The sequence below is a fragment of the Roseateles sp. genome (assembly GCF_039929605.1).
Lineage (GTDB): Bacteria > Pseudomonadota > Gammaproteobacteria > Burkholderiales > Burkholderiaceae_C > Pelomonas.
In genome coordinates this window covers 1-21,971 of the sequence record NZ_JBDSQX010000096.1, presented here as the reverse complement: position 1 = coordinate 21,971, position 21,971 = coordinate 1, and the positions used below count along the sequence as shown (strand labels likewise).

Sequence of the window (21,971 nt, the reverse complement as noted above, 5' to 3'; positions counted from 1 at the left end):
TCCGCCGCGTGCACTCGCCGCGCGCCTTGTTGAACATTGGGTTGCATAGGTGTCCACCAAAATCAGGTGGACGCCATGTTCACGCGATGGCGACCGGGGCGGAAGGTGGGGCCGCCGGACGCTCACGCTGTACCTGAAGAATGCCTACCGAGTGCTGCTGACACGCGCTCGGCAGGGGATGGTCATCGTTGTTCCGCCCGGTGACCCCGAGGACCCGACACGTGCCCCGGCGTTCTATGACCCTATCTTTGAGTACATGAGCGAAATCGGCATTCCAACGCTGGTGGATCCGTAGCCTGACGGACTTGTTGGGCTGCCCTCAGACGCGGACGAGAGGCGTCGCCTTCAAGCTGAATCGCAGCCGCTGCTCGCGCTGCACGTCGATCTCCGCGCGGATGGCCGCCAGCTCTGTCTGGCGCTCATCGCGGTAGAACAGGTTGTAGGCCTCGAAGGGCACCATGCGTCCATCGGGCCGCGCGAGGTGGATGCAGCTCTTCTTCAGCGCGCGGATGTCCAGCGACTGCGCATCCATGAACTGCACGATGAGCACGCGGAATACGTCTCGATAGCTGAGTTGGGGCGCGTCGATCTTGGGCAGGCAGCACAGCAGTTCGGACAGACAGTTGCTCTGGCTCTCGGGCGAGTGGTTGGTGGAGAAGAGCTTGAAGACCGCGGTCTTAAGCGCCGGATCGCCCTCGAAGACGATGGTGCTGCGGTCGCCGGACAGCAATGTGGCTGCGTCCAGATAGCGAGTCAGCGGGGCGAGGCCTTCTGGTGTGCGCAGCGCATAGGCCATGGCCAGCGTGTCGGGGTTGCAGGGCACGGGCAGCACGTCGGCCAGCGTGAACACGCCGCTCTGCTCCGCGATGCGGCGGCGCAGTTCACTGACCGTGAGCCGGTGCTTGGCGGCGTCATAGGCCTCCACGCGGCCAGCGTTCTGGATGGGCTGCAGCGTCACGCCGCGCACGCAGGAAAAACTCTGGCCGTGGCGGATGACGTCGCCGATCTCGTCGTCGTTGATGCCACGTTTGACGGTCATCACCAGCGTCGTCGAGATGCCCAATGCGTCCAGCCGCTTGAGCGCCGCGTCGTGCGGGCCGCGCAGGTCGGCGCCGCGCAGGTCCATCAGCGCCTCGCGCTTGAGCGAGTCGAACTGCAGGTAGACCTCCAGCCCCGGTGCATAACGCGCCAACCGCTCGGCAAAGGCCGCGTCCTGGGCGATGCGCAGGCCGTTCGTGTTGACCATCAGGTGCTTGATGGGCCGGGCCTTGGCTGCGTCGAGGATGTCGAAGAACTGCGGGTGCAGCGTGGGCTCGCCGCCGCTGATCTGAACCACATCGGCCTCGCCCTCGCTGGCGACGACGGCGTCCAGCATCGCGATGACCTCGGCCATCGAGCGATGCGTCAGCCGCTCCGGCCCGGAGCCCGCGTAGCAGGTGGGGCAGCGCAGATTGCAGTTGTCGGTGATTTCGATGAGTGACAGGCAGCTGTGCTGCATGTGGTCAGGGCACAGGCCGCAGTCGTAGGGGCACCCGTACTTCATCGGCGTGGCAAAGCGCTGCGGCATCTCCGGCGGTTTGACGAAGACCTCGCGGCATTGCCGGTAGTAGGCGGCGTCGTCGCTGACGAGCACGCGCTCGGTGCCGTGGGCGGGGCACCATTTGTCCATGTAGACGTGGTCGTCCTTGATGACGATCTTGGCTTCGACCGGGCGCAGGCAGGTCGTGCAGACGGACGGCGTCGTGTCGTAGAACAGGTAGGGGCGGACTTTGCGTGTCATGGCGTCCTGCGGGCGGCCCGCAGCGTGAGGGGCAGGTAGACGGCCAGCGCGACCAGGCAGGTCCACTGGATGCCGGACAGGCCGAGCGGCCAGGCGACGGGCACGGGCTTGAGGAACTCGACGGCGAAGCGCCACAGCAGATAGGCGCTGAGGAAGAGCTTGAAGGCGAGGCCGGGCGTGGCGAAGCGGGCGCTGTGCAGCGCGAGGCCCGGCGGCAGCACGACGGCGATCTCGTAGAGCTGGGTCGGGTGGCGCGGCACGCCATCGCCGAAGTCCACGGCCCACGGCAGCGTGGTGGGTAGGCCGTAGGTGTCGTCATGCAGGCCAGCAAGGAAGCAGCCGACGCGGCCGATGGCCAGCCCGACCGCGATGGGCAGCACCATCACGTCGCCGGCGCTGCGCATCTGCCCGGTGAGCTGCTTGGCGATCTCCACGCCAATGAGCCCGCCCAGCAGCCCGCCGACGATGCTTTGGCCAGGGAACATGAGCGCCCCACCGTGCCACATAGCAAGCACCACATCAGGCCGCTCGATGAGGAAGACGAGCTTGTTGCCGATGGCCGCGCCGATCAGCAGGCCGACCAGCACGCCGAAGTTGCCCGGCGCCAGCGCGCCGCCGCGAGATTGGCGCCGCAGCGTGGCGCGCCACAGCGCCGCGCCGAGACCCATGCCGGCGTAGGCAAAGGCGGTGTGAACCCAAGCGGCCGTGGCTGGGTTGGCGATCAAGCGCTGTTGCCGTCGCGCCGTCGCCTGGCCAGCGTGCGGACGCACCACCAGGTCAGGCCGCCGCCGATCAGCAGGCTGGGGATGGAGATGACGAGGAAGGCGCCGGCGTAGTTCTCGGCCCGGCCGGAGAACATGTCCGGCAAGGCCATCACCGTGAAGGCTGCGCCGCAAAGGCCGGCCAGGCCGAAACCCAGCGTGGCGATGACCAGCAGGCCGGTGATCAGGGCGCGGCCGAGGGCGTCGGGGGCTTCACTCATGGGGTTTCGCCCTCGGGTTGGGGCTTGCGGAGCAGACGCCGTATCTTCGAGAGGCAAACCAGCACCAGGCTGATGCCGCCGATCAAAAAGGGCAGGCACAGCGCCAGCGGTGCGATTGCGCCGCCGTGGCCCGACAGGAACAGGTCCGACAAGAGGCTGAAAGTGAAGAAGCCGCCGCACAAACCCATGGCGCCAAAGCCCAGCACGCCTACCGCCAGCACGGCGACCAACAGGCCACGGGCGAAAGGCGAGGGGTTTTCGCTCATGCGGCCTCCGATGTCATCAGCCCGGACACGCGCTCGCGCAGCAGATCGGGTGACACGGCGCTCGGCGCCATCGGCTCGCCCACCGTCAGACTGATCCCGCTCCAGAACCCGCGCCGCATTGGTTTGCTCATCGCCTTGCCGCCCTCGACCCGCGAGAAATAGCTGCCCCACAGATTGCCCAACGCCATCGGGATGACGGGCACGTCGGGCAGGCCGTCGATGAGCTTCATGACGCCGCCCTTGAAGGGCTGCAGCGTGCCGTCGCGCGTGATGCCACCTTCCGGAAAGATGCAGACCATCTCGCCGTCGGCCAGCACCGCGCGGGCGGCGGCGAAGGCGGCTTCATACGTGGCAGGGTCGGTTTTGGCCGGCGCAATCGGAATCGCCTTGGCGAGCTTGAACAACCAGCCCAGCACCGGCGTCTTGAAGATCTGCGCGTCCATCAGGAAGCGGATCGGGCGGGGGCTGGCGGCCATCAGCAGCACGGCGTCGACGAAGGACACGTGGTTGCAGACCAGCACGGCGGGGCCGGCGGTGGGAATGCGCTCGTCATGCACGAGGCGGAATCGGTAGACGATGCGCGTCAGCACGAAGGCGACGAAGCGCAGCAGGTACTCCGGCACGATGAGGAAGATGTAGAAGGCCACGATCGCGTTGGCGATGCCCACGGCCAGGAAGATCTGCGGGATCGTCAGGCCGTAGCTCAGCAGGGCGCCGGCGATGACGGAACTCGCAATCATGAACACGGCGTTCAGGATGTTGTTGGCCGCAATGATCCGCGCCCGGTGCGTGGGCTGCGCCCGCAGCTGGATCAGCGCGTACATGGGCACGCTGTACAGGCCGGCGAACAGGGCCAGCGCGCCCAAGTCGGCCAGCACGCGCCAGTGCGCCGCCACGCTGAGGAAGGCGCTCACCGTGTAGGGCTCGCTGGCGGGCAGGCCGCTGGCGGCGAAGTAGAGGTCGATGGCAAAGATGCTCATGCCGATGGCGCCGAGCGGCACGAGACCGATCTCGACGTGGCGCTTGGACAGCACCTCGCACAGCAGCGAGCCGATGCCGATGCCGATGGAGAACACGGCCAGCAAGAGAGAGGCGACCTGCGGGCTGCCGTGCAGCACTTCCTTGGCGAAGGCCGGGAAGTTGGAGAGGAAGACGGCGCCGAAGAACCACATCCACGAAATGCCCAGCAGCGAGCGGAACACGGCCAGGCCTTGGTGCGCGATCTTCAGGTTGCGCCAGGTCTCGGTGAAGGGGTTCCAGTTGATGACGAGGTTAGGGTCGGTCGACGGGCTGGCGGGGATGGACTGGGCGGTCACGCGGCCGGCGACGGCCAGCGCCAGGCAGGCCCAGGCGACGTGCTGCGGGCCGACGACGGGCGTGTCGACGAGGATGCCGCCCGCCAATTGACCCAGCAGGATGGCGACGAAGGTGCCCATCTCCACCATGCCGTTGCCGCCGGTCAGCTCGCGGTCGTTCAGGTGCTGCGGCATGTAGGCGTATTTCACCGGGCCGAACAGCGTGGAGTGCAGGCCCATCAGGAAGACGCAGCCGAGCAGCGCCGGCACGTTGGCCGCGTAGAAGCCCCAGGCGGCGAGGGCCATGATGGCGATCTCCAGGCTCTTCACCAGCTGCATCAGCCGCGCCTTGTCGTGCTTGTCGGCGAGCTGGCCGCTGGTAGCCGAGAACAGCACATAGGGCAGGATAAACAGCGCGCCGATGACCAGGCCCGCGTGGCTGGGCGGCAGCCAGTCCAGCTGCAGCTGGTAGGTGATCATCAGCGTGAACGCGAACTTGAAGACGTTGTCGTTCGCGGCGCCGAGGAACTGCGTCCAGAAGAACGGCGCGAAGCGGCGTTGCTTCAACAGCGCGAGCTGGTTCGGGTGTTCTGTGCTCATTGCTGGACCGTTTTCGGTGGTTCGGACAGGTTGGCGCGCGGCAGCCACGCAAACATCGAGTCCACGGTGACCGTGTCGATGTGGCTGCTGAAGCGGCGCGCGCTCGGATGATCGTCGAAGGCGATGTTGGCCTGGGTCAGCCGCCCGCCGAGGCGGGTCATCGTCGACAGGTGCAGGTCGGTCGGCTGGTAGCCCTGGGTCTTGAGCCAGGCCTGCGCATCACTGCGGCTGTTGACGCCGGGCGCAGCGGCGCTGGCCAGCGTCTCCAGCACCCATTGGTTGCTCTGCTGGTAGGTGGTGCCGAAGGCATAGGCCACCATGCTGTAGCGGCGCTCGTTGAAGCGGGCGACGCGGGCGTTGTCGCTCAGGACGGGCAACAGCGCCTGCTGCAGCTCGGGCTTGAGCACGACGAAGGCAGCGTCGTAGCGGTAGGGGCGGTCCAGGAAGAACTCGCCCAGGCCCTGGCGGTACAGCGCCGCGTGGTCGGTGCCGCAGTTGTTGAGCTTGTGCATGACGCGCCAGACATTCCCGTCCCGATAGACAAAGCCAAGGTGCGACCACTTCAGGCCGTACTTGCTCAAGTCCTGCCCCGCGCGGGCCAGGATGACGACCTGGGCGCCGGTTGCGTCGAGCTGCCTGGCCGTGGCTTCGGCGAGATTGAGACCTTGCTCGATCTGGCGCGGCGTCGGCTGCTTCTCCTCGCAGGGCCGGCCGGCGTGGGCCGAGGCTGCAGCTGCCAACAACAGGCTCAAGAGAAGACGGCGCATGGCTACTTTCCCGACCCGGCATGGAGGGTGAGAGACACGTCTAGCCCCGCGAGGTCCGGGCGCGCTTCGACGTTGCGAACCTGCAGCCGGTACCGACCCTCGGCGAGAGGGATGAGCGCCAGCACCTGGAGCTTCTTTCTCTTGAGGTCGTGCCCTGCGATGCAGATGGAGGCAATGTCGGCCTGCCACGCCGCAGCCCCATCCTTGACGTTCAATGCCTTGACCTCGAGCCTTACCGGTCGCCCGAGGTCGGTCCGCTTCTCGGCCGGGAAATCTTCGAGCTGCTTGACGCCCTGCCCGTAGCAGGGAACGTCGTACTGGGCGCCAATCAACCGATCGCTGAGTCGGTCCTCCAAAGAAGGAAACTGAACGCCCAGGGACAGGAAATAGCCCTTGGTGACGGGCACGTCGAACTCCTGCGACAGCACCTGACCGGGTGCTGCCAGCGTGACGGGCGTTTCCGGTAGCGGCGGTGGAAACTCGCATTGCCCCGTGATCCACAAGGCCGGTCCGACGATCGCCTTCTGGCACAGCGCATAGAGCGTCGGATTCACCGGCTCACCTGCTCGTTGTAGAGCAAGGCCTTGCCGATCTCGCTGGGAATGAAGGCGATGACCTCGACCGCAGCAGACAGGATGGTGCCGGCGCCGATGACCGAGACGGTGACCGCCGCGCCGGTGGACACGACGACGCCCTCGGCCAGCTTGCCTGTCGCCTTGATGCTGATGCGCACGCCGTCCGAGGCGCGCTCCAGCACCCAGACCGTCGCGCCGCCGATCGCCTCGACGCTGACGACCACCAGCGTCACGCCGGCCGACAGGATGCCCACGGGGAGGGCGCTCAGCACGACACCGGTGGCGCTGACCGCGCCGACCGACAGCACCACCGGCGCCAGCGACAGCGCCACGCTGGCCTCGGACGGGTTGGTGTGGGCCTGCGCCGAGGCCATCGCAAGAGACAGGGACAGGGTGAGGGCGGCGAGCAGGGGTTTCATGAGCGAGCCTTGTTGGGAAGCGGCGCGATCTTCTCGCAGGGACTGCGGGGCCAGTAGGGGAATTGTTCGCAGTGGCGTGGCAGGCCGCGCGTGGCAGCGTTTGGCGCTACCGGGCTTCGGTTTGAGGGCAAGTGAGGGTGCGGCGAGTGCCGCCATGCGCTACCGTTCGCGCCCATGTCGAGCACGCAATCCCTCGTTGCCCTCATCAAGGCCGAGCTGAAGAGCCAGGGCCTGAGCTATGCCGAGCTGGCCCAGGCGCTGGCGCTGTCGGAGTCCAGCGTCAAGCGCATGCTGGCGCCGGGCGGCGAGATGCCGCTGTCGCGCGTGGACGAGATTTGCCGTGTGCTCAAACTGGAGTTCGCCGAGCTGGCCGGCCGGCTGGCGCAACAGGCGCCCGCCCAGCGCGAGCTGAGCCTGGAGCAGGAGCAGGCCGTCGTGGCCTCGCCGGTGCTGCTGCTCGTGGCCATCTGCTGCCTGAGCCTGTGGGCGCTGGAGGATGTGCTGTCGCGCTACCGGCTCAGCGAGGCGGATGCCGTCGCGGCGCTGGTGAAGCTGGACAGGCTGGGCGTCATCGAACTGCGCGCTCACAACCGCTACAAGCTCAAGGTGGCCAAGACGCTGCGCTGGCGGCCGCAGGGGCCGGTGATGACCTTCTTCAGGGAGCGGGTGATGGCCGACTTCTTTGCAGGCGGCTTCGACGGCGAGGGCGAGCTATTGACTCTCGTGCACGGCGAATTCGGCGCCGGCCATGCGCGCGAGCTGGCCGAGCGGCTGCAGCGCACGGCCGACGATTTCGCCCGCCAGCACCTGCTGGACCAGAAGCTGCCGTCGGCCGACAAGCGGCCCTACAGCGTCATCATCGGGCTGAGGTCGTGGGTGTTCGAGGCGTTCCGCGATCTGGAGCGGCCCGGGCTGGGGCAGCGCAAGGGAGGGCCGGGATCGGCGCCTCAGCGCTGAGCAGCGGCGCGCGCTTGGTCGGTGTAGTGCTTGTACTGCGGGATGGCCACCGCAGCGAGGATGCCGACGATGAAGACCACCGGCATGATCACGCCCAGCACGCGCACGCCCCAGGTGTTGGACGGCGGCGGCGGGCCGAAGCGGTTCTCGCCCCGGCTGCCGGGCATGAACATCCAGGCGAGCACGATGACCGGCACGATCAGCGTCAGCGACCACCAGCCGCTGATGTCGAGGTCGTGGCAACGCTTGATGCCGCAGAAGGTGTTGAACCAGAGCAGGCCCAAGAGCGCCAAGAGCGACAGGAAGAACGCGAACGTCGAGGCCGGCGAGCCGGCCAGGGCAGCCGCCGACACGCTCACGACGAGGCTGTAGACCACCGACGCGGCCGAGGAATAGGCCAGGTAGCGCAGCCGCCCGATGCGGCCTTGGGCCGAGAAGAGCTTCAGCTCCCCGACCGCCGTCCCGGGCGACATGTCCGCCACATCGGCGCGCGGCGGGGCGTACTGGTTCAGCGTTGGTTCGCTCATGGTTTCCTCCTTTGAAGTTCAGTGCTCACAACAGCCCGGCCCGCTTGACCTGGTGATAGCGGTTCACCAGCGTGGCGGCGAGGGCGCGGGGTTCGACGTCGATGGACAGCCGGTCGTGGTCCACCACGCGGGCGAAGGCGTCGTGGCGGGCCTGGGACAGCAGGTGAGCGCTGGCCACGGCCACGGCGTCGTCGGGGCCGGCGATGGGCTGCTCGGCGATGCGGCCGAGCGCGGTCTCGCGCAGGCTGGCCAGCAGCACGAGATGGCGGCGGCGCAGCAGGCGCAGGGCGGGCTGCAGCTCGGGCGAGTCCTCGTCGCGGAAGTTGGTCAGGATGATGACCAGCGAGCGGCGCCGCAGCCGCCGCGACAGCGCCTCGGCCGCCGCCAGGTAGTCGGAGTGGTGGCCGCCCGGCTGCAGGTCGTGCATCTTGTTCATCAGCACATTGAGCGTGCCCATGCCCTTGCGCGGCGCGCAATCGCGGCGCGTGCTTTCATCGCCGCCAAAGGTCATCGCGCCCACCTCGTCGCCCTCGGTCAGGGCCACGTAGGCCAGCAGCATCAGCGCGTCCAGCGCGTCGTCGAAATGGCTGCTCTCGCTGGTCCCGACCGTCTGCTCGTCGGCGCGCATGCGGCGGCCGCAGTCGAGCAGGAACATCACGCACTGGTCGCGCTCGTCCTGGTACTCGCGCACCACGGGCCGGCGTTGGCGCAGCGAGGCTTTCACATCGAGATGGCGCAGCGGGTCGCCGCGCTGGTATTCAGCGAGCTGGCGGAAGTCCGTGCCCTGGCCGCGTTGCACGAAGTTCTTGATGCCGATCTGGGCCAGCCGCCGGTCGCCGGAGAGCCAGGCATAACGCGCCAACGCAGCGAAGTTGGGGTAGACGCGCAGGCGGCTTTCTTCGCCCATGCGCTCGCGCACCTCGAAGGCGCCGGCGCGGCTGCGCCACAGCAGCTGCGTCAGCCCCAGGCTCACCACGCCGCGCTGGCGCGCCGTGACGTGAAAGCTCAGGCTGCTGCGGCTCTGCGCGGCCACGGTGAGGCGGCGCGGCAGGCCCTCGAAATCGAACACCGGGTCGAGCTCGTCGAACACCTGCAGACGCCAGGCCAGCGGGCCGGGGTTGACGAGATCGAGCTTCAGCTCCGTCGACGCGCCGATGGCAAAGGCGGCCGGCAGGCGTCGCTCGATGTGCAGGCCGCCGGCGCGCCACAGCCGCAGGCTTCGCCACAGGTCCAGGCCGGCCAACGCGAGCAGCACCAGCAGCAGGCCCACGCCGAGCGGCCACACCGTCGCGAGCGGTATGCCCAGGCTCAAGGCCAGCGCGGCGGCCAGACTCAGCGCGGCGAGCACGGCGATGCTGGCCCGCGTCGGCAGGACGATGCGGCGTGGTTTCAAAGCCGGGGCGCCTCCACGCTCTCCAGCGCCGCCTGCAGCAGTTCATCGAGGTCCTGACCTTCGATCTGCGCGTCGGGCGCCATGGTCACGCGGTGGCGCAGCACGGCCAGGGCCTGGGCGGCCACGTCGTCGGGCGTGATGAAGTCGCGGCCGTTGATCAGGGCCATGGCCCGCGCCGTGCGCACCAGGGCGACGCTGCCGCGCGGGCCGGCGCCCACGTCCAGCCCCGGCCAGCTGCGCGTGGCCCGCACCACGCGCACCGCGTAGTCGATGACCTTGGCGTCGGCATGCACCAGCCCCGACAGCCGCTGCAGCTCCAGCACCTGCACGTCGTCCAGCGCCGGCTGCACGGCCTCCAGCGGCAGCTCATGGCCGGCGCGGCCGGTGGTGACGAGCTGCACCACCGCCGTCTCCTCGTCGTGCGTCGGGTAGCCGATGCGGATCTGCAGCAGGAAGCGGTCGAGCTGGGCCTCGGGCAGGGGGTAGGTGCCCTCGGTGTCCACCGGGTTCTGCGTGGCCATGACGATGAAGGGCCGGGGCAGGGGCAAGGTCTGACCCTCGAGCGTGGCCTGGTACTCCTGCATCACTTCGAGCAGGGCGCTCTGCGTCTTGGCCGGCGCGCGGTTGATCTCGTCGGCCAGCAGCAGGTTGGTGAACACCGGCCCCTGGCGCACGCGCAGCCGGCCCAGGCCCGTGCCGCTGTCGTCGAGCACGCTGTGGCCGATGACGTCGGCCGGCATCAGGTCGGGCGTGAACTGCACGCGGGCGTACTGCAGGCGCAGCGCCTGGGCCAGCGCGCGGGCCAGCAGGGTCTTGCCCAGGCCGGGCACGCCTTCCACCAGCACATGGCCCGAGGCGACCACGGCCACCAGCATCTGCTCCACGGCCTCGGTCTGGCCGACGACGGCCTTGGCGATTTCAGTGCGCAGTGCGTGCAGCCATTGCGTGGCGAGCTTGAGTTCCTCGGGCTTGATCATGGCGAGCGTCTTTCGTCGGGGGTTCGGTGCAGGCGTCGGCGGGCGGCTTCCAGCAGTTGCAGGTGCTGCGGCAGCTCTGCGCGGGTGCAGAAGCGGGTGGACATGGCGGTGGCGAGCTCGTCGGCGGCCAGGCCGGTGGCGGCGGCGATGGCGCGGCCCTTCTCGGCGGCTGGCAGGCGGGCGTAGCGCGGCAGGGTGCGGGCGGCCACCTCGTCCAGCGCCCGCTGCTGGGCCGCCAGCAGGGCGTCGGGGCTGCCGCGCTGCAGGTAGGCGCCCAGGCCGCGCACCTGCTCGGAAATGGAGCGGCGCAGGCGCGGTGCCGGCGCCAGGCGCGGCCCGAAGCGCACCGCCGCCCGCCACAGCGCCGCTGCCAGCGCGAGCAGGCCGGCGACGATGGCGACCCAGCCGCCTTGCCACAGCCAGGGCAGCAGCGGATCACGCTTCTCGTTGAGGTAGATCCATGCAGTGGCGCCCGGCTCGGCCTGCACGGCCGCGGCCAGCAGCAGAGGGTTGTCGCAGCGCAGGGCCCAGTCGTTGTGGGAGAGGCCGGCGTCTGCGTTCAGCACCGTCACCGACCCCTGGCCGACGGGCAGGCGCAGGGCCTGCGTGTCTGGCGGGGGTTGCTTGGCGTGCAAGGCCTCCAGGGCCTGCAGGGCCTGCCTCTGAAGCGCCAGCACGGCTTGCGTGGCCGGCGTGCCCTCGGCGCGCGTCAGCGTCCAGGTCGCGCGCTGACCCGGCTTGACCAGCAGTTTCCGATTCCAGTGGACAAGCTCGCAGACGCCCAACGCTGCGGTGCCGTCCCAGAGTGCCGGTGAGGATGCCAGTTTCCTGCGGGTGCTCGTGTCAGCCGCCTTGGGCGCCATAGCGGATATCGCCGACGGCTGCGGCTGCGGCTGCGGGGGCGGTGGCTCGTTGAACACATCGACGGGCACCCAGCGCTTGAGCACCGTTTCGTCCCAGGCTGCCCCTGACCCCTGCACCAGCACCAGGTGGCCACCGCGCAAGACCCATTGGTGCAGCTGCTCGCCGCGCTCGGGCACCAGGGCCCAGTCGCTGGAGAGCAGCACCAGCCGCGCCCGCTCCGGCGGCAGGCCACCGAAGGCCTCGTGTTGCTCGACCGTCATGCCCAGCCGGCGCAGCAGCTGCTCGAAGGCATAGACCGGGTTGTCACGGGCCTCGCCCTGAGCCGGGCGAGGGCTGTCCTCGTCCACCCATTCGGTGTTGACCGACAGCCACCAGCCGCCGGCCAGCAGCGCCGCCACGGTCAGCAGCCGGGCCAGGTGTTCGCGTTTCATGCCGGCTTCCCCGGCAGCTGCAGATCGAACCCCTGGCACAGCTGCTCCAGTGCCTCGGGCGCCAATGGGCGCCGGGCATAGGCCACCGTCTGCCAGGCCGCCACGAGCTGGGCCAGGAAGGCCTGCGGCGCCGGTGCCAGCCGCGTGGCCGCCAGCGCCAGGCATTCGCGCTCCGTGCTGGCTGCGCGGATGGGCACGCCATGCCCGTGCACGAGGCGCGAGAGCGCGCCCCGGTAGAGCAGCGACAGGGCAGCCCGCTCCTCGCCGCGGCCCCACAGCGCCCGCGCCGCCTCGCCGATGTCGGCGGGCAGGCTTTCGGGGCGGATGTCCAGCGTGCCGACATGGGTGGGCGGCAGCGCGGCCACGCTGGCGGCGCCGTCCTGGCGGCCGAGCCAGTCACGCAGGCGCAGCAGCACCAGGATGAGCAGCACCGCACCGCCCAGCCACATCGCCACCCGCAGGCCGGCGGAGAGGCTGCCGAGCAGGTTCAGCCACCAGTCGACATCGTCCTTGTTGGGCTTCTTCTCGTCATCACGCTTGAGGCGCAGGGTCTTGGACTTTTCCGTGCCCGGCAGCAGGGGGTCGGCCGCCACGGCGCTGGCCGCCGCGCGCACCGCGCTCGCGCTCATCGCCGACGGTTCTGCGGCAGTGGCAGTTGCGGTCCCAAGCAGCAGTGCGGCCGCCAGCACCAGGGCCTCAAGCAAACGCACGGCGGAACTCCTGCTCGATGTCCCAGGCTTCCAGCACGACGCGCCGGTTCAGGTACATCGCAAAACCCGCCGCGACGTAGAAGGGTTCCAGGAACAACACCACGGCCAGGTAGCTGAGGGCCATCACGAGGTTCATGCCTAACTGCCCAGCCGCGTGGGCTTGCGGGTGGAAGAACCAGTCCCAGACATCGGCGCTGCGGTTCTCCGGCGTGAACCACCACAGCAGCGCCACCAGGCCGTAAGTCAGCACGCCTTCCGCGTTAGAGAAGGCGGTCTGCAGGGCCGTGGCGGCGCTGCGGTTGTCGTTGAGCAGCAGCCGGGCGCGCTTGCGCCGAGCGCCGCCGCGCTGGGCTTCCAGCTGCTCGATGGGCTGGGTGTAGGCCCGCCACGGTGAGAAGCGCCGCCACAGCAGGGTGCGCCAGGGCTGGCCGCCCAGCACATGGCGCCGCGCCCGCCACAGGTCGGCCCAGCGCGTGGCCTCGCCGAACACGGCGCGGGACAGCACGAACAGCAGGCTGCGGTCCAGCCAGGGCTTGAGCCAGAACACGATCAGCATCGGCAGCCAGCCCAGGGTGTCGACCGCGCACAGCGCCAGCGCGCCGACCGCCAGCAGCAGCGGCGTGTAGCAGCGCCAGATCGACAGCGCATGCCCGCGCACCAGGGCCAGGCCGAGGTCGCAGGCCTCGCTCTGGCTGCGCGGGCGCAGCACCACGGCCAAGCCTTCAACGCGCATGAGGAGACCCCCCACGGCCGAACACCAGCAGCCATGTCAGCACCAGCGCCCAGCACAGGCCGGCGACGCCGTACTTGACCGCCGGTGCGATCCACGCCGCCGAGGACCAGAAGGCCTCGAAGGCCGCCGCTACCAGCAGCAGGAAGAAGGCCGCGTAGACCAGCGGCACCGCAGCCTGCGCAGCCGCGCGCAGGGCCTCCAGCCGCGTCATGCGGCCCGGTGCCAGCCAGCCCAGGCCGAGGCGCAGGCCGGCCGCGCCGGCCAGCACGATGCCGGTCAGCTCGAAGGCCGAATGCGTCACGACGAAAGGCCAGAAGTTGTGCCCCAGGCCCACCCGCTGCAGATGCCCGGCGACGATGCCGATCAGCAGGCCGTTGTAGACCAGCACGAAGGCGCTGCCCACGCCGGCCAGGATGCCGGCGCCGAAGCAGCGAAAGCCGATGCCGATGTTGTTGAAGATGTAGAAGCCGAACATCTGCCAGTCGTCACCGGCGTCACGCATGCGCCCGATGGCCTTTGTGCCGTCGGCGTACATCGATTCATAACGACGCAACTGGCCGGCATCGAGCAGGTGCAGGGCGAAGTCCGGCCCCTGCAGCGCCAGCACGTAGGCCAGCACCAGCGGCAGCACGAACAGCAGCAGCGCCAGCAGCAGGCAGCGGCGCTGGGCGCGAACGGCGCGCGGCAGGTCGGTGCGCAGCAGGCGGCCGAGGGCGCGCAGGCCGTAGTCCTGGCGGCGGTAGATGAGCTGGTGGGCGTTCTGCGCCAGCGCCTCCAGCCGCGCCACCAGATGGATGGGGTAGGCGCGCGATTGGGCCAGCGCCAGGTTCTCGCAGACGCGCCGGTAGCGCGCCGCCAGCAGCGCGGCGTCCACGCGTTGGCCCTGGTTGGCCTGCGCGAGCTGCTCGGCAAAGGCGTCCCACAGCTCCCCGTACTGGGCTTCGAAGCGCACGGGCGTCATGGGTGCCCCTCGTCCAGCGAATACGCTGGCCGGTCCCCCATGGGGACGGCGATGCTCGCGGCGTTGAGCCGCTCGCACATCGCCAGACGGGCCGGCTTGGGAGCGGCCCGGCGCTCGGCCCGAGACCGGCCTGCTGTCGCATGCCTCAAGCGCGCCTCCCCATCAGCCACTGCGCCACGCCGAGCAGGCGCTCCACCTTGCCGGCCTTGCTGTCGCCCGCCGGTGGCAGCACCGCAGCGGCCAGCCCGGCCAGTTCCTCGAAGCGCGCCGGGGTCAGCCGTTTCGCCCGCCCGGCCCAGGACAGGACGGCCGCCTGCTCGCGCGGGTTCAGCGGCCGCGCCGGGGCGAGGCTGGCGCCGGGCGGCAGCGCGTCATGCAGCACGACGGGGCTGGCGTGCACGACCAGGGTGCCCGCCGCCAGGTCGCCCAGGCGCTTGCACTCGCGGTTGAGCAACATCGTGACGATGCCGAAGGCGTAGGCCAGGGGCAGGAAGTCGGCCACGCGCAGCAGGTTGCGGATGAAGGAGGCGGCCGGCGTGATGGGCAGGCCGGTGTCCATCACCACGCGCAGGCCCAGCGTGCGCTTGCCCGGCGTGGCGCCCCAGCGGCTCAGCTCGAAGGCGATGGGGTAGAGCCACTCGACGCAGAAGATGCCGATCAGGACCAGCCCGACGCCCAGGCCGCCCCAGGCGCCGAGAAGGAGCAGCAGGGCCAGGTCTATGCCCAGGCGGATCAGCAGGTCGACCAGGAAGGCCATCGTCCGCGCCACCAGGCCAGCGGGCCGCAAGGACAGCACGATGCCTTCGGGCGTCTCGACCAGGGCCAGCGTGTCGATGCGCTGGGCTGGCACTGCGCCGGGCGCGCTCAGAGCTTGATCACCTGGGTGTCGGCAATCGTGTCATGCAGGCATTTGCGCGACTCGCGGAAGATCAGCAGCGAATCGACCAGGCCATAGACCCCGGCGACGATCGGGTTCACGCCCGCCAGCATGCCAACGCCATAACGCAGCCCCAACAATCGCCAGGCCCCGGGCTTGGAGCCGTCGGAACGCACGATGCGCAGCTTGAAGAGGATCTTGCCGAGGGTTTGCCCACGCGTCACCAACGGCCAGCCCTGGATGACGAGGAATGCCAGCAGGCCGACGGCCAGCGACAGCGGAGTCGGGGACCACATGCTCTTGAGCGTGGCCGCCGTCTGGGCCTGGACCAGGCGCTCCAGGGCGGGTATCTGGAACGCGACCCACACCACGCCGGCGCCGATAAGCCCGTCCACCACGGCGGCAAGAAAGCGCGTGCCACGCTCAGCCAGCACGGCCCCCTCGGGCGCGAGGTCGGCCACCTGGGCCTGCGGTGGCGCAAAGCGCTGGTCAGCAACATCCGACATGTAGATCTCCCTGGAATTCGGCCGCCGATTCTGCCGGGCTTGGGCGGGCCGGCGGATGGGTATCTTTCACCAGCGATGGCCGGGGCGAGGCGGCCAACCGATCGTTCACCAGAACTCCCAACGCCCGGTCCGGATCACCCAGATGCCGAGCAGCCCGTTCGTCACCGCATGGGCGATGACGGCCGTCCACAGCTTGCCGCTCTTGCAGTACAGCAGCGCGTAGGCCAGGCCGGCGATGATGGCGGCCAGCCATAGCGTGTGGGCCAACGTGAAGACGAAGGTGGAGAGCAGCACGGCCTTGATGCCGACGGTCTGCGGGTCGACGCGCTCGAAGCCCGGGTGCTGCACCCAGCGCATCAGGAAGCTGCGCCAGAACAGTTCCTCCATGACCGGCACAACGAGCGCCGCACCGGCCAGGCGCAGCGCGATCAGCGCCCAGATGGGTTGGCCGGCCGCGTCCAGCGGCACGAAGCTGGCGGTGGCGGTGCCGAGCTGCATCCACGGCGCGTCCAACTGCACCCAGATGGCGAACACGGCGATGCCGACGACGATGGCCCAGCCGGCCTCACGCGCGTCGGGCAGGTTCTGCCTAGCCAGCTCGCCGTAGCCGCGCCAGTACCAGGCCAGCAGGCCGGCGACGATGAAGGCCTGGCCGCCGTAGATCCAGCGCGCATCCAGCCCGAGGCTGTCCGGCAGATAGCCGCGCAGTGCCAGCAGCGCCATGAAAACGAAGAAGGGAATGCAGCGGGCGAGGGCTGCGGGGCTGAGCGCGGGGGCGCTGTTGGGCGATGGGGTGGGCATGTCGGCGCGAGCTTAAGCGCGCGCGACGGCAGATCGAGGGACGGGCGCCCCCCAAGGCTCAGGGGGCTGCGGCTTGCGGCAAGCTCAGTGGCAGGCTTCGCCTGCTGCGGAACCTGGGCAGGAGCTGTAGTTGCTTTGCAGGTCCACGCCCTCGCCGTTGCGGCCGTACAGCGCAAAGGTCTTCTGGTCGTCCCGGGCGATGGCGCCGCCGCGGTTGTGCAGGCTCACGGCCGCACTGCGGGCGCTGGGGCGGAGCTGCTTCTCGCCGAGGCGACCGGTGTCGCCTTCGCCGCAGGTGTCACGGCTGCCGCAAACGGTGGAGCCGTCGACACCCAGCGGGCCGCGCGCAAACGTCCAGGCCGTGCTGAGGCTGCCGTCGGCGCCGGCGGCGATGGTCAGGTCGCGCAGCGCCGTCAGGCTGGCGGTGTCGAGCTCGGGCCAGGGCAGTGTCTCCATCGCGGCCCACACCGGGGGCACGCCGTCCACGTCGACCTCGAAGCTGCTCTTGCCGCCGATGACGAACGGCGTGCTGCAGGCGCTGTCGCTGTACAGCGCGACGTTGACGCTGCGGCCACCGCGGTAGAAGTTGCGGATCATGGCGTCACCGGCCGCGCCTTCAGGCAGGCCGATCCAACTGTCGTCGGCGTTGCGCGTCGCGCCGACCAGCGGGTCCAGGCTCGGGCCCCAGCCCATGCCGTCGGCCGTCCACAGCGCCAGGCGGCGCTGGTCGGTGGCGCCGGGGTGGCGCTTGTAGTAGCCAATGGGCACGGTCGCACCGTCGGCGTTCTTCTGCGAGACCTTGGCGCAGGCCAGGCCCGACACGGCGGCCACCTCGAAGGCCAGCGCGCGGCTGTAGTCGTGGACTGGGGTGGCCGTGTCGATGCGCTTGCTGCGCTGCGCCTTGGCGCTGGCGTGGATCTCGATGGGGCTGGTGTCACCCACGAACTTCCATGCGCCGCCTTCCTGCGTGACGGCCATGCCCTTGCCCACCGGGTGGACGTCGCCGTCCAGCCCCTGCATCACGAAGGACACGGCGCACACGGGTGACGCGCCGCTCAGGTCGCAGCGGCCCAGCGTCGGGCTCAGCAGCTTGGCGCCCCACATGGGCTTGCCGTCCTCGCCGCTGGCGAAGAAGCCGCACAGGCCTTCCGCCACCTTGGCCGCGCCCAGCGCGGCGTCGCCATCGCCCATGGACATGCGGGCCTGGGCCGCCAGGAACTTGCCGATGCCGGTGTTGGCGTTGCTGCAGGCCGAGGCGCTGACGAAGGCGTCGCTCATGCCCTTGAACAGCGTCTCCAGCCCGCCCAGCTGCAGGGTGGCCGCGCCGCTGCTGGCCGTGACGGTGCCGGACGTGCTGCCCTGCTCCAGGTAGAGGTTGCCCGTGCCGATGCGCGGCGTGATCTGCACGAAGGGCTTGGTGTCCTGCCCGACGCTGACGCCGATGGCATCCAGCACGCCGTCGTGGCCGGTGCGCGAGCCGGCCGTGAGGTCGGCGGAGACGAAGTCGATGCTGGCGCTGACGCCGGCGCTGGTCAGCACGCTGGCCAGGCTGGTGCGCAGCTGCGTCTGTGCGGTGGCGACGGTGTCCGTCGTCAGCGTGGGGGCGGTGCCCGTCATCAGCGAGTCGGGCGCCTTGCCGGCGGCCAGCAGCACGGTGGCGGTGGTCAGCGGCGTGACGTTGGCGGTGCCGCCTTCGCTGGCCACCGAGTAGACGCACACGTAGTTGGGCCCGGCGTAGCCGCAGGCCTCGATGCGATACGGAGCCGGGCCGGTGAGCGTCACGTCGGCGTACTTGCCGTTGGCGTCGATGGTCACATCGGCCGCGACGACGGCGCCGGTAGCGTCCAGCACGCGCAGCTTGCCGCTGGTGATGGGCGCGCCCACGGCCACGGTGCCAGCGAGTGCCTTGGCCGGGGCGGAGGCCGAAGAGGCGGGCGCGGCAGGTGCCGCCGCAGCGAGCGGGGCCGAGGCACTGCTGCCACCGCCGCAGGCGCTGAGCAGCGCGGCGCAGGCCAGCGAAAGGGACGTGAGCGTGGTGATGGCGACGGTGCGCTTGGCCGCTGGATTCAGCATGGAGAACCTTCCGGGGGAGCGCGTCGGGCGCTTGAAGTGGATGCCGGGCAAGCGGCTGGTGTGTCGTCGCCGCTGCGAGGGCAGGAGCGGCTGACGGCGCCATTCTTTGGCGGCAAGGGTGGCCGCAGGAAGTGCCCGGAGGGCTCGGAAATGGACGTCCATCACGAACGGCGCGCGCCGTTACGCTGGATTTCATCGCGCCGTGATTTCGGTCGCGAAAGGCGTACAGGCGCAAAAAAGGCGCCCGAAGGCGCCTTGAGGAATGGGGCACAAGCGCGTGCGGCTGGTCAGCGCAGCTCGGCCAGGCGCGCCTCGATGCGTGCCTTCGTTGCTGGCAGATCGGCCGGCAGGCCCTGGGCCAGCTGCGCGAAAAGCTCGTCGTGCAGCTTCATCTCGGCCTGCCATTCGGCGGCGTCGATGCGGGTGACGGTGTCGAACTTTTCCTGCGAGAAGTCCAGGCCGTCCCAGTTCAGGTCGCCGTAGCTCGGCGTCACGCCGAACACATGCTCGCTGCCGCCGCCCGTGCCTTCCAGCCGGTCCAGCATCCACTTCAGCACGCGCATGTTCTCGCCGTAGCCGGGCCAGACGAACTTGCTGTCCGCGCCCTTGCGGAACCAGTTGACGCAGTAGATGGCCGGCAGCTTGGCCCCCGAAGCTTCGAGCTTGGCGCCCAGGTCCAGCCAGTGCTGGAAGTAGTCGGCCATGTTGTAGCCCATGAAGGGCAGCATCGCGAACGGGTCGCGGCGCACCACGCCCTGCTGGCCGGCGGCGGCGGCGGTGGTCTCGCTGCCCATGGTGGCGGCCATGTAGACGCCCTCGGTCCAGTTGCGCGCTTCGGTCACCAGCGGCACGGTGGTGGAGCGGCGGCCGCCGAAGATGAAGGCGTCGATGGCCACGCCGGCGGGGTTGTCCCAGTTCTCGTCGAGCGCGGGGTTGTTGGTGGCGGCCACGGTGAAGCGTGCGTTGGGGTGCGCAGCCTTGGCGCCGGTTTGCTTGGCCAGTGCCGGTGTCCAGTCCTTGCCTTGCCAGTCGATGGCGTGGGCGGGCGGCTCGTCAGTCATGCCTTCCCACCACACGTCGCCGTCATCGGTCAGCGCCACGTTCGTGAAGATCACGTCGCGCTGCAGGCTGTCCATGCAGTTGGCATTGGTGTGCGCGTTGGTGCCGGGTGCCACGCCGAAGTAACCCGCCTCTGGGTTGATGGCGTAAAGCCGGCCGTCGGCGCCGGGCTTGATCCAGGCGATGTCGTCGCCGATGGTGGTGATCTTCCAGCCGTCGAAGGCGGCGGGTGGGATCAGCATCGCGAAGTTGGTCTTGCCGCAGGCGCTGGGGAAGGCGGCAGCGATGTGCGACTTCTTGCCCGACGGGCTTTCCACGCCCAGCAGCAGCATGTGTTCGGCGAGCCAGCCCTGGTCGCGCCCCATGGTGGAGGCGATGCGCAGCGCGAAGCACTTCTTGCCCAGCAGCGCGTTGCCGCCGTAGCCCGAGCCATAGCTCCAGATCTCGCGCGTCTCGGGGAAGTGGACGATGTACTTGGTCTTGTTGCAGGGCCAGCTCACATCGGCCTGGCCTTTGTTCAGCGGCGCACCCACGGTGTGCACGCAGGGCACGAAGTCGCCATCCGTGCCCAGCAGGTCGATGACGGCACGGCCCATGCGCGTCATCGTGCGCATGTTGACGGCCACGTAGGGGCTGTCGCTCAGCTCCACGCCGATGTGGGCGATCGGGCTGCCCAGCGGGCCCATGCTGAACGGCACGACGTAGAGCGTGCGGCCGCGCATGCAGCCCTTGAACAGCGCGCGGTCCCCGGTCTGCAGCAGCTCGCGCATCTCGGCCGGGGCCATCCAGTTGTTGGTCGGGCCGGCGTCTTCCTTGTTCTGCGAACAGATGAAGGTGCGGTCCTCCACGCGGGCGACGTCGCTGGGGTCGGAATTGGCTAGGTAGCTGCCGGGGCGCAACTCGGGGTTGAGCTGCTTGAAGGTGCCGGCGGCAACGAGCTGCTCGCACAGGCGCTGGTACTCGTCGGCGCTGCCGTCGCACCAGTGGATGTCGGCGGCCTCGGTCAGCGCCGCGATCTCCGCAACCCAGGCGATCAGCCGGGCGTTTTTGACGTAGGTGGGAAGGTTCAGGCGCAGGCCCTGCATGGCAGGTTGGTTCATGGGAAAGCTCCGATCATGGGGATGTGTTTGGGGCAGCCCGCGAGCTGGCCCAAGCACACGCCGCCGGGAGGCGGATTGTCGAATTCAATGTAATCACGCCGTAACCACCAGGTTCGGGAGTGGTCATGCAGAACAGGAATAACGCCATGCTGTCATGGACAATGAGCCCGCCAGCCCTCGTGAAACGCGCCTAGGGTTTGCACGTAGGCTGACTGTAACTTCCGCGATTTGGTTACAGCAGCTGGTGCCCGGGGAGCGCGCGCGGCGCACCACGTGTTCAGGGGGCTTACCCCTAGGAGGCAAGTTGCCAGCGCAGCCCGGCCGCCTATGTTTGTCTGCTTGGGGCGCGGCGCGGGGCCGGGCGCCATGTCACCCACGGGAGACCGCGATGGCTTCGATTGAACGGTTCAAGATGGCAGCACTGGCCTCCGCCGCGACTTGGGTTGCGGCGCTTGCAGTTCCAGCGCAGGCCATGACGAGGGTCGTGGAGCTCAATGTGCTCAATGCCACGGCCATGCTGACAACGCCTATCGCCAGCGGCGACACCTTGCTCCTGGACACCACGGTGACGCAGGAAACCGGCCCGCTGACGCAAAGCATCACCTTCACGCTGGGGGCTGGTGTCACCAGCCTGACCGGCTTCGCATCCTGGCAGATCTCCACCGCCACAGGTCCTGGCCCGCGTCTGACCGGCGTCAATATCGACGTCTTCGACTCGATGAACACCCTGGTCCTCAGCGACGCCTTCACCGGCTCGCTGGGAGGTTTCGCCATGTCGTCCCTGAACGGGCCGGTAGGCGCCGGCACCTACCGCATGGTCGCCACCGGCACTGCCGTACGCGATGCAGTGCTCAATATTTCCGTCAGTGCAGTTCCGGAGCCGGGCGTCTACGCGATGTTGCTGGCCGGGCTCGGCGTGGTGGGCTTGCGGGCACGTCGGCGCTACCTCGGCTGAGGGCCACGGCGCCGTTCAGCCGTGCCAGCGCCGCGTCGCCCGCCTGACCATTTCCGGCAGCAGGTGGCTCTCTTCCTCGATGCGGCGCAGCCAGGCGGCGTCGTTGCCGATGCCGTTGATCTCGCGGCGCACGTATTGCAGCGCGGCCTCGGCGCGCAGGTCGCCGGCGTGGCTGTCCAGGCGGCTCAGCACGCTGCTGAGGTCGTCGCGCAGCACGCGGTGCTCACCGGTCTCGGGGTCGACGAAGGTGCCGTCCAGCCCGAAGCGGCAGGCCTGGAAGCGGTTGAAGGTGTAGGGCAGGTAGTCGTCCTCGCTGAGCGTGAACGGCTTCTCGACGGTGATCCAGCGCGCCAGGCACTGGAT

The 21,971-nt window shown here is 69.4% G+C and carries 23 protein-coding genes and 1 pseudogene; 3 read left to right on the top strand and 21 right to left on the bottom strand.

The annotated features are described in order from the left end of the window. Window positions 1-49: 49 nt before the first annotated feature. Complete coding sequence (locus ABIS05_RS13045; protein ID WP_348014170.1) at window positions 50-295, top strand: DNA/RNA helicase domain-containing protein; 246 nt, start codon at window positions 50-52, stop codon at window positions 293-295. A gap of 24 nt (window positions 296-319) precedes the next feature. Here the strand turns inward: ABIS05_RS13045 and ABIS05_RS13040 are convergent, their stop codons facing one another. Genes ABIS05_RS13040 through ABIS05_RS13005 form a run of 8 tightly spaced genes read right to left on the bottom strand, consistent with a single transcriptional unit; the run spans window position 320 to window position 6,684 of the window. Beyond that, window positions 320-1,780, bottom strand: coding sequence for a radical SAM protein (locus ABIS05_RS13040; protein WP_348014169.1), 1,461 nt, complete (start codon window positions 1,778-1,780; stop codon window positions 320-322). Continuing rightward, window positions 1,777-2,505 (bottom strand): prolipoprotein diacylglyceryl transferase family protein, encoded by a 729-nt coding sequence (locus tag ABIS05_RS13035; RefSeq protein ID WP_348014168.1) that lies wholly within the window; start codon window positions 2,503-2,505, stop codon window positions 1,777-1,779. Before ABIS05_RS13035 ends, ABIS05_RS13040 begins: the two co-directional genes overlap by 4 nt. Further along, window positions 2,502-2,762 (bottom strand): hypothetical protein, encoded by a 261-nt coding sequence (locus tag ABIS05_RS13030; protein ID WP_348014167.1) that lies wholly within the window; start codon window positions 2,760-2,762, stop codon window positions 2,502-2,504. The genes ABIS05_RS13035 and ABIS05_RS13030 overlap by 4 nt, the downstream gene beginning before the upstream one ends. Continuing rightward, entirely contained in the window at window positions 2,759-3,028 is a 270-nt protein-coding gene (locus ABIS05_RS13025; protein ID WP_348014166.1) for a hypothetical protein, read from the bottom strand. The genes ABIS05_RS13030 and ABIS05_RS13025 overlap by 4 nt, the downstream gene beginning before the upstream one ends. Beyond that, entirely contained in the window at window positions 3,025-4,923 is a 1,899-nt protein-coding gene (locus ABIS05_RS13020; RefSeq protein ID WP_348014165.1) for an MFS transporter, read from the bottom strand. The genes ABIS05_RS13025 and ABIS05_RS13020 overlap by 4 nt, the downstream gene beginning before the upstream one ends. Further along, the gene (locus ABIS05_RS13015) at window positions 4,920-5,690 is read right to left on the bottom strand and encodes a DUF2145 domain-containing protein (protein ID WP_348014164.1); all 771 of its coding nucleotides are present in this window, start codon (window positions 5,688-5,690) and stop codon (window positions 4,920-4,922) included. Before ABIS05_RS13015 ends, ABIS05_RS13020 begins: the two co-directional genes overlap by 4 nt. 2 nt (window positions 5,691-5,692) lie before the next feature. Beyond that, window positions 5,693-6,244: a hypothetical protein gene (locus tag ABIS05_RS13010; protein WP_348014163.1), complete on the bottom strand. Its 552-nt coding sequence runs from the start codon at window positions 6,242-6,244 to the stop codon at window positions 5,693-5,695. Then, window positions 6,241-6,684, bottom strand: coding sequence for a hypothetical protein (locus ABIS05_RS13005; protein ID WP_348014162.1), 444 nt, complete (start codon window positions 6,682-6,684; stop codon window positions 6,241-6,243). The genes ABIS05_RS13010 and ABIS05_RS13005 overlap by 4 nt, the downstream gene beginning before the upstream one ends. 174 nt (window positions 6,685-6,858) lie before the next feature. Between ABIS05_RS13005 and ABIS05_RS13000 the strand changes: the two genes are divergently transcribed. After that, window positions 6,859-7,641 (top strand): helix-turn-helix transcriptional regulator, encoded by a 783-nt coding sequence (locus tag ABIS05_RS13000; RefSeq protein WP_348014161.1) that lies wholly within the window; start codon window positions 6,859-6,861, stop codon window positions 7,639-7,641. Here the strand turns inward: ABIS05_RS13000 and ABIS05_RS12995 are convergent. The 12 genes from ABIS05_RS12995 to ABIS05_RS12940 form a co-directional block, all read right to left on the bottom strand. After that, entirely contained in the window at window positions 7,632-8,168 is a 537-nt protein-coding gene (locus ABIS05_RS12995; RefSeq protein ID WP_348014160.1) for a DUF805 domain-containing protein, read from the bottom strand. The genes ABIS05_RS13000 and ABIS05_RS12995 overlap by 10 nt on opposite strands. A 25-nt stretch (window positions 8,169-8,193) precedes the next feature. Continuing rightward, entirely contained in the window at window positions 8,194-9,561 is a 1,368-nt protein-coding gene (locus tag ABIS05_RS12990; RefSeq protein ID WP_348014159.1) for a DUF58 domain-containing protein, read from the bottom strand. After that, entirely contained in the window at window positions 9,558-10,538 is a 981-nt protein-coding gene (locus ABIS05_RS12985; RefSeq protein WP_348014158.1) for a MoxR family ATPase, read from the bottom strand. Before ABIS05_RS12985 ends, ABIS05_RS12990 begins: the two co-directional genes overlap by 4 nt. After that, window positions 10,535-11,833: a DUF4350 domain-containing protein gene (locus ABIS05_RS12980; RefSeq protein ID WP_348014157.1), complete on the bottom strand. Its 1,299-nt coding sequence runs from the start codon at window positions 11,831-11,833 to the stop codon at window positions 10,535-10,537. Before ABIS05_RS12980 ends, ABIS05_RS12985 begins: the two co-directional genes overlap by 4 nt. Continuing rightward, a complete protein-coding gene (locus tag ABIS05_RS12975) occupies window positions 11,830-12,543 on the bottom strand; it encodes a DUF4129 domain-containing protein (protein ID WP_348014156.1) in 714 nt (237 codons plus the stop codon). The genes ABIS05_RS12980 and ABIS05_RS12975 overlap by 4 nt, the downstream gene beginning before the upstream one ends. After that, window positions 12,530-13,276: a hypothetical protein gene (locus ABIS05_RS12970; protein WP_348014155.1), complete on the bottom strand. Its 747-nt coding sequence runs from the start codon at window positions 13,274-13,276 to the stop codon at window positions 12,530-12,532. The genes ABIS05_RS12975 and ABIS05_RS12970 overlap by 14 nt, the downstream gene beginning before the upstream one ends. Further along, window positions 13,266-14,237 (bottom strand): stage II sporulation protein M, encoded by a 972-nt coding sequence (locus tag ABIS05_RS12965; protein ID WP_348014154.1) that lies wholly within the window; start codon window positions 14,235-14,237, stop codon window positions 13,266-13,268. Before ABIS05_RS12965 ends, ABIS05_RS12970 begins: the two co-directional genes overlap by 11 nt. A gap of 145 nt (window positions 14,238-14,382) precedes the next feature. Beyond that, window positions 14,383-15,087 (bottom strand): RDD family protein, encoded by a 705-nt coding sequence (locus tag ABIS05_RS12960; protein ID WP_348014153.1) that lies wholly within the window; start codon window positions 15,085-15,087, stop codon window positions 14,383-14,385. 14 nt (window positions 15,088-15,101) lie between these two features. Beyond that, complete coding sequence (locus tag ABIS05_RS12955; protein ID WP_348014152.1) at window positions 15,102-15,620, bottom strand: RDD family protein; 519 nt, start codon at window positions 15,618-15,620, stop codon at window positions 15,102-15,104. Between the two features lie 105 nt (window positions 15,621-15,725). Then, a complete protein-coding gene (locus ABIS05_RS12950; protein ID WP_348014151.1) occupies window positions 15,726-16,421 on the bottom strand; it encodes a CAAX prenyl protease-related protein in 696 nt (231 codons plus the stop codon). An 84-nt stretch (window positions 16,422-16,505) separates the two neighbouring features. Next, a complete protein-coding gene (locus tag ABIS05_RS12945) occupies window positions 16,506-18,494 on the bottom strand; it encodes a hypothetical protein (RefSeq protein ID WP_348014150.1) in 1,989 nt (662 codons plus the stop codon). Between the two features lie 287 nt (window positions 18,495-18,781). Next, on the bottom strand, window positions 18,782-20,653 hold the full coding sequence (locus ABIS05_RS12940) for a phosphoenolpyruvate carboxykinase (GTP) (protein WP_348014149.1): 1,872 nt from the start codon (window positions 20,651-20,653) through the stop codon (window positions 18,782-18,784). Between the two features lie 388 nt (window positions 20,654-21,041). Between ABIS05_RS12940 and ABIS05_RS12935 the strand changes: the two genes are divergently transcribed. Further along, window positions 21,042-21,608 carry an FxDxF family PEP-CTERM protein gene (locus tag ABIS05_RS12935; protein WP_348014148.1) on the top strand — a complete coding sequence of 189 codons (567 nt, stop codon included), beginning with the start codon at window positions 21,042-21,044 and terminating at the stop codon, window positions 21,606-21,608. Window positions 21,609-21,623: 15 nt separating this feature from the next. On the opposite strand, the pseudogene ABIS05_RS12930 reads toward ABIS05_RS12935, so the two are convergent. After that, window positions 21,624-21,971 (bottom strand): annotated as a pseudogene (locus tag ABIS05_RS12930) (glutamate--cysteine ligase); the annotation flags it as partial.